This window comes from Vibrio sp. YT-19(2023), from assembly GCF_033337395.1.
In genome coordinates, this window is the sequence record NZ_JAWOQN010000034.1 from 42,672 (window position 1) to 48,899 (window position 6,228).

Sequence of the window (6,228 nt, forward strand, 5' to 3'; positions counted from 1 at the left end):
AGCCATTATTGGGAGAATTTAATGAAATCAGTTTTAAAAGTGTCGCTACTTGCTGCAACAGTTATGCTAGCGGTAGGTTGTCAGAAAGAAGAAACTAAAACAGAAACCGCACCTCAAGCAGAACAAGTTCAAGCAGAAACCGGTAAAGCGGTTCACTTTAAAACCGACGACGACAAAGCGGCATACGCAATCGGTGTTTCATTTGCTAACTACCTAAGCACAAGCATCGACAAGCCAAGCGAAATCGGCATTAATCTTAACAAAGATTTGGTACTAAAAGGTATCGAAGACGTCTTCAAAGGCAATGCTGAATTGAATGAAGAAGAAACACGTGCAGCACTAGAATCTCTAGACAAGCGTGTTGCAGAAAAGATGCAAGCACAAGCGGCTGAGAAAGCAGCTGAAGCGAAAAAAGCTGGCGATGATTTCCGTGCTGAGTTTGAGAAGCAAGAAGGCGTAGTGAAGACAGATACAGGTCTTCTATACCAAGTAATGACACCAGCTGAAGGTGAGAAGCCAAAAGACACTGATACGGTTCAAGTACACTACAAAGGTACTCTGATCGACGGTACTCAGTTCGACAGCTCATACGATCGTGGTGAACCTGCAACGTTCCCACTTAACCGTGTAATCCCAGGTTGGACAGAGGGTGTTCAGCTAATGCCTGTGGGTTCTAAATTCAAATTCGTTATCCCGCCAGAGCTAGCATACGGTGACCAAGACACACCAAGCATTCCTGCTAACTCAACGCTAGTATTTGAAGTTGAGCTGCTAAAAGTTGAGAACGACAACGCAGAGCAATAACAATAAGCTGCGATAAGTTATTGAAAAAGGTCCGTTTAACGGGCCTTTTTTGTTCTAGGTCACTAGTTGGTGAGTTTGCTAGGTTGCTTTTCAAATTTTCTGATAAACTTACACCAATTTGTTGATTTTTCGCTCGAAGGCTTATGACAACTACAGAAACAATAAACGCGGAGATGTTGCTCGAAATGGAATCCGTTAACGTGATGCCGTTTACCGAGCACGACAAAATCATTTTAAGATCTTATGAGGCGGTGGTTGATGGTATCGCCAGCCTGATAGGTCCATTTTGTGAAATCGTTCTTCACTCTCTAGAAGACTTAAATACCTCTGCAATTAAAATCGCTAACGGTGAAAATACGGGGCGCCAAGTCGGCTCACCAATCACTGATTTAGCGCTTAAGATGCTAAAAGACATCGAAGGCTCGGAGCGCAACTTCTCACGTTCGTACTTTACCCGTGCAAAAGGTGGCGTGTTGATGAAGTCGATTACTGTCGCCATTCGTAATGGCGAAAATCGCGTGATTGGTTTGTTGTGTATCAACGTCAACTTGGATGCGCCTTTCTCGCAAGTTCTTCAGTCTTTCATGCCGACGCAAGAAGCGAAAGAAGCGGCTTCCTCGGTCAACTTTGCTAGTGACGTAGAAGAGCTGGTGGACCAAACTGTTGAACGCACCATCGAAGAGATCAATGCGGATAAATCCGTGTCTAACAACACCAAAAATCGCCAGATCGTGATGGAGTTGTACGACAAAGGTATCTTCGATATAAAAGATGCCATCAACCGTGTTGCGGATCGCCTTAATATTTCAAAACACACCGTTTACTTGTACATTCGTCAACGTAAAACCGAGGATGATGAAAGGTGAGCAAACTGACTTACACGTTAGTGGTGAATGGTCCCGTTTATGGCAGCCAGTCAGCGCGCAGTGCTTATCAGTTCGCCAAAGCGGTGATAGAGCAAGGCCATCAGCTAGTGAGCGTCTTCTTTTATCAAGATGGTGTGACTAATGGTACTGCTTTGAGTGTGCCAGCTAACGATGAATTTGATCTCAATAAGGCGTGGCAGTCTTTGGCTAAAGAGCATGGTGTTCGCCTAGAAACTTGTGTCGCGGCCGCTTTGCGTCGCGGGATTGTAAGTGAAGAAGAAGCGAATCAACATGGTTTGGTTCAGAACAATCTAGCCGATGGTTTTGAACAAGCAGGCTTAGGTAGCCTAGCTGAAGCGATGTTAACCCAAGACAGAGTGGTACAGTTTTGAGTCAGTTAACTTATCTATTTCGTAGTGCGCCACATGGCAGTGCAGCTGGTCGTGAAGGTGTGGATGCACTGTTAGCCGCGTCGGCTTACTGTGAAGATATCAGCGTCATTTTCATGGGTGACGGGGTATACCAGCTTCTACTCGGACAAGACCCCAACAATATTTTGAGTAAAGATTACGCGCCGATGTTAAAGCTTTTCGATTTATACGACATCGAACAAGTCTTTGTGTGTTCAGAGTCGTTAACCCAGCGAGGTTTGGCGCAAGCGGATTTAGTCATTGAAGCCCAAGCGTTAAGCTCAGAACAGCTCAAAGATAAGGTACAACACGCTGGCAAGCTACTGTCTTTTTGAGGAAGTTATGTTACACATCATAAAAACAGTCTCTGCTCTAGAAGACGCCATGCCTTTATGCAGTGAACAGGATGACATCTTACTTATAGAAGATGCAGTGTACGCTGCTAACTCGCAACATAAAGCATTTTCCCATCTAAAAAACCGCAGCGTATTTGTATTAGAGAGCGATGCGCAAGCTCGCGGTATTGCAAATCGTATCAGTCCATCGCTGACGATTGTGAATTACTCAGGCTTCGTTGAACTAACAGCAAAACAGGATAAATCCCTAACTTGGGATTGAACAAGATTTGCTGTCGACAAAGCTTTACGGATGAATTGTTCTAATTGAACAAAAAAGATCCGTATATTTCTTGACACACCTCTCACTGCTGCATAGAATTTTGCGTCCCTAACTGCATTGGCAGTTGGGGATAGATTTTTCACAAAGCTTACTTTCAAGTAAATCAGGAGCTAGTTAATGGCAACTATTAACCAGTTGGTACGTAAGCCACGTGCAAAGCAAGTTGTTAAAAGCAACGTGCCTGCACTAGAAGCGTGCCCACAAAAACGTGGTGTATGTACTCGTGTTTACACTACTACACCTAAAAAACCTAACTCAGCACTTCGTAAAGTTTGTCGTGTACGTCTGACAAACGGCTTCGAAGTTACATCGTACATCGGCGGTGAAGGTCACAACCTTCAAGAGCACTCAGTTGTTCTAATCCGTGGTGGTCGTGTTAAAGACCTTCCAGGTGTGCGTTACCACACTGTTCGCGGCGCACTAGACTGTGCTGGCGTAAATGACCGTAAACAAGGTCGTTCTAAGTACGGTGTGAAGCGTCCTAAGTCTTAATGGATTCCGTTAAGTAAGGCCAAACACTAAATTATTTTTAATTTTTTGAAAAAACTGAAAAGTTTTGGATAAAACCTGAAGAAGACAACGGAGATAAATCCATGCCACGTCGTCGCGTCATTGGTCAGCGTAAGATCCTTCCAGATCCAAAATTCAAATCTGAATTGCTGGCAAAATTCGTTAACATCCTAATGGTTGACGGTAAAAAATCTACTGCAGAGAAAATCGTTTACACTGCACTAGATGCTATGGCTGAAAAGTCTGGTAAAGACCACTTAGCTATTTTTGAAGAAGCTCTTGAAAACGTTCGCCCAGCGGTAGAGGTTAAATCTCGCCGTGTTGGTGGTTCAACTTACCAAGTACCTGTAGAAGTACGTCCGGTTCGCCGTAACGCACTTGCTATGCGTTGGTTGGTTGAAGCTGCGCGCAAGCGTGGTGAAAAATCTATGGCTCAACGCCTAGCTGCTGAAATGCTAGACGCGTCTGAGAACAAAGGTACTGCGGTTAAGAAACGTGAAGACGTTCACCGCATGGCTGACGCAAACAAAGCGTTCGCTCATTACCGTTGGTAATACCTTCTGTGCTGCGAGGTTCTCTCGCAGCACTTTTCTATACTCTAAGGTACACCTTAGTAAGAGGATACAATCGTGGCTCGTAAAACTCCTATTGAGCTATACCGTAATATCGGTATCTGTGCTCACGTAGATGCAGGAAAAACAACCACAACTGAGCGTATTCTGTTCTACACTGGCCTTTCTCACAAAATCGGCGAAGTTCACGATGGTGCAGCAACCATGGACTGGATGGAGCAGGAGCAGGAGCGTGGTATCACTATCACATCCGCTGCGACTACTACATTCTGGCGTGGTATGGAAGCACAGTTCCCTGAGCATCGCGTAAACATCATTGATACCCCTGGACACGTTGACTTTACTATCGAAGTAGAGCGTTCTCTTCGTGTACTTGATGGTGCTGTGGTTGTGTTCTGTGGCTCATCTGGTGTTGAACCTCAGTCTGAAACTGTATGGCGTCAAGCAGACAAATACCACGTTCCACGTTTGGTATTTGTAAACAAGATGGACCGTGCGGGCGCAGACTTCCTACGCGTTGTGAACCAAATTAAGAATCGTCTTGGTGCGACTCCTGTTCCAATCCAGCTGAACGTTGGTGCGGAAGATGAGTTCAGAGGTGTCATCGACCTTATCAAGATGAAAATGATCAACTGGAATGATGCCGATCAAGGCACTTCGTTTACTTACGAAGACATCCCAGCTTACATGATTGAACTTGCTGAAGAGTGGCGCAACCACATGGTTGAATCCGCTGCTGAAGCTAGCGAAGAGCTGATGGACAAGTACCTTGAAGAAGGTGAATTGACTGAAGCTGAGCTCAAACAAGCTTTACGTACTCGCACACTAAATAACGAAATCGTACTGGCTACTTGTGGTAGTGCGTTTAAGAACAAAGGTGTTCAAGCGGTACTGGATGCAGTAGTTGAGTTCTTGCCATCGCCAGTTGACGTACCTGCAATTAAAGGTGTCGACGAAAGAGAAAATGAAGTTGAGCGTCATGCTGACGACAACGAACCTTTCTCTGCGCTAGCGTTTAAGATTGCGACTGACCCATTCGTGGGCACGTTAACTTTCATGCGTGTTTACTCCGGTGTTGTAAACTCGGGTGACGCTGTTTACAACTCAGTAAAAGAGAAGAAAGAGCGTTTCGGTCGTATCGTTCAGATGCATGCGAATAAGCGTGAAGAAGTGAAAGAAGTTCGCGCTGGTGATATTGCAGCTGCTATCGGTCTGAAAGACGTAACAACAGGTGACACACTGTGTGATCAGAACCACAAAGTGATTCTAGAACGCATGGAGTTCCCTGAACCAGTTATTCAGATTGCTGTAGAGCCTCGTTCTAAGGCAGACCAAGAGAAAATGGCTATCGCGCTAGGTAAACTAGCAGCGGAAGATCCATCATTCCGCGTGGAAACGGACGACGAATCAGGTCAGACTCTGATCTCAGGTATGGGTGAACTTCACCTAGACATTATCGTTGATCGTATGAAGCGTGAATTCAGCGTTGATTGTAACGTTGGTAAACCTCAGGTTGCTTACCGTGAAACCATTCGTGGTAAAGCGGAAGTTGAAGGTAAGTTTGTTCGTCAATCAGGTGGTCGTGGTCAATACGGTCATGTTTGGGTCAAACTTGAGCCTTCTGAGCCTGGTGAAGGTTTCGTATTCGTAGACGAAATCGTGGGCGGTGTGATTCCTAAGGAATACATCAGCTCGGTATCGAAAGGTATCGAAGAGCAAATGAATAGTGGTGTTCTAGCGGGTTACCCTGTACTAGATATTAAAGCTACACTATTTGATGGTTCTTACCACGATGTAGACTCAAGCGAGATGGCGTTTAAGATCGCTGGCTCGATGGCATTCAAGAAAGGTGCACTAGAAGCACAACCTGTGATTCTAGAACCTATGATGAATGTCGAAGTAACCACTCCGGAAGACTGGATGGGTGACGTTGTTGGTGACCTAAACCGTCGTCGCGGTATCATTGAAGGCATGGACGAAGGTGTGGCTGGTCTTAAGATCATCCGTGCTCAAGTACCACTATCCGAAATGTTCGGTTACGCAACTGATCTACGTTCTGCAACTCAAGGCCGTGCGTCTTACTCTATGGAGTTTCACGAGTACGCTGAAGTGCCGAAAAACTTCGCAGATAAAATTATTGCAGAGCGTGGTTACTAATTGACGATTGAACTGCAAAAAGTTTACGACTTTTTGCGAGATCAGGGCGTCCAAATATTGCGCTAACGGGCGTTGGCGCATAAAATAACAATTTCTGGCGCGTCGTCGATCAATAATGATCACGACGAATCATAACTAGGAAGGAACACGATCGTGTCTAAAGAAAAATTTGAACGTACGAAACCGCACGTTAACGTTGGTACTATCGGCCACGTTGACCACGGTAAAACA

8 protein-coding genes are annotated in these 6,228 nt (G+C 45.2%); all 8 read left to right on the top strand.

All coding sequences use genetic code 11. The annotated features are described in order from the left end of the window. The first annotated feature begins 21 nt into the window (after window positions 1-21). Window positions 22-804: an FKBP-type peptidyl-prolyl cis-trans isomerase gene (gene fkpA, locus R7E78_RS20010; RefSeq protein ID WP_017821751.1), complete on the top strand. Its 783-nt coding sequence runs from the start codon at window positions 22-24 to the stop codon at window positions 802-804. A 143-nt stretch (window positions 805-947) separates the two neighbouring features. Further along, window positions 948-1,670 (top strand): transcriptional regulator, encoded by a 723-nt coding sequence (locus R7E78_RS20015; RefSeq protein ID WP_005382804.1) that lies wholly within the window; start codon window positions 948-950, stop codon window positions 1,668-1,670. Next, window positions 1,667-2,062: a sulfurtransferase complex subunit TusD gene (gene tusD, locus R7E78_RS20020; RefSeq protein ID WP_017821752.1), complete on the top strand. Its 396-nt coding sequence runs from the start codon at window positions 1,667-1,669 to the stop codon at window positions 2,060-2,062. Before R7E78_RS20015 ends, tusD begins: the two co-directional genes overlap by 4 nt. Further along, complete coding sequence (gene tusC, locus R7E78_RS20025; RefSeq protein WP_206958490.1) at window positions 2,059-2,415, top strand: sulfurtransferase complex subunit TusC; 357 nt, start codon at window positions 2,059-2,061, stop codon at window positions 2,413-2,415. Before tusD ends, tusC begins: the two co-directional genes overlap by 4 nt. A gap of 7 nt (window positions 2,416-2,422) precedes the next feature. After that, window positions 2,423-2,698, top strand: a complete 276-nt coding sequence (gene tusB, locus R7E78_RS20030) for a sulfurtransferase complex subunit TusB (RefSeq protein ID WP_005382799.1) — start codon at window positions 2,423-2,425, stop codon at window positions 2,696-2,698. A 177-nt stretch (window positions 2,699-2,875) separates the two neighbouring features. Next, complete coding sequence (rpsL, locus tag R7E78_RS20035; protein ID WP_004399892.1) at window positions 2,876-3,250, top strand: 30S ribosomal protein S12; 375 nt, start codon at window positions 2,876-2,878, stop codon at window positions 3,248-3,250. A 101-nt stretch (window positions 3,251-3,351) separates the two neighbouring features. Beyond that, complete coding sequence (gene rpsG, locus R7E78_RS20040) at window positions 3,352-3,822, top strand: 30S ribosomal protein S7 (protein WP_005382796.1); 471 nt, start codon at window positions 3,352-3,354, stop codon at window positions 3,820-3,822. A gap of 75 nt (window positions 3,823-3,897) precedes the next feature. Beyond that, the gene (gene fusA / locus R7E78_RS20045) at window positions 3,898-5,997 is read left to right on the top strand and encodes an elongation factor G (protein WP_262640715.1); all 2,100 of its coding nucleotides are present in this window, start codon (window positions 3,898-3,900) and stop codon (window positions 5,995-5,997) included. The last annotated feature ends 231 nt before the right edge of the window (window positions 5,998-6,228 follow it).

Bases quoted from the DNA above. Each gene is read 5' to 3' on its own strand.
- R7E78_RS20015 (WP_005382804.1), top strand. From the start codon at position 948: ATGACAACTACAGAAACAATAAACGCGGAGATGTTGCTCGAAATGGAA.
- fkpA (WP_017821751.1), top strand. From the start codon at position 22: ATGAAATCAGTTTTAAAAGTGTCGCTACTTGCTGCAACAGTTATGCTA.
- tusB (WP_005382799.1), top strand. From the start codon at position 2,423: ATGTTACACATCATAAAAACAGTCTCTGCTCTAGAAGACGCCATGCCT.
- rpsL (WP_004399892.1), top strand. From the start codon at position 2,876: ATGGCAACTATTAACCAGTTGGTACGTAAGCCACGTGCAAAGCAAGTT.
- rpsG (WP_005382796.1), top strand. From the start codon at position 3,352: ATGCCACGTCGTCGCGTCATTGGTCAGCGTAAGATCCTTCCAGATCCA.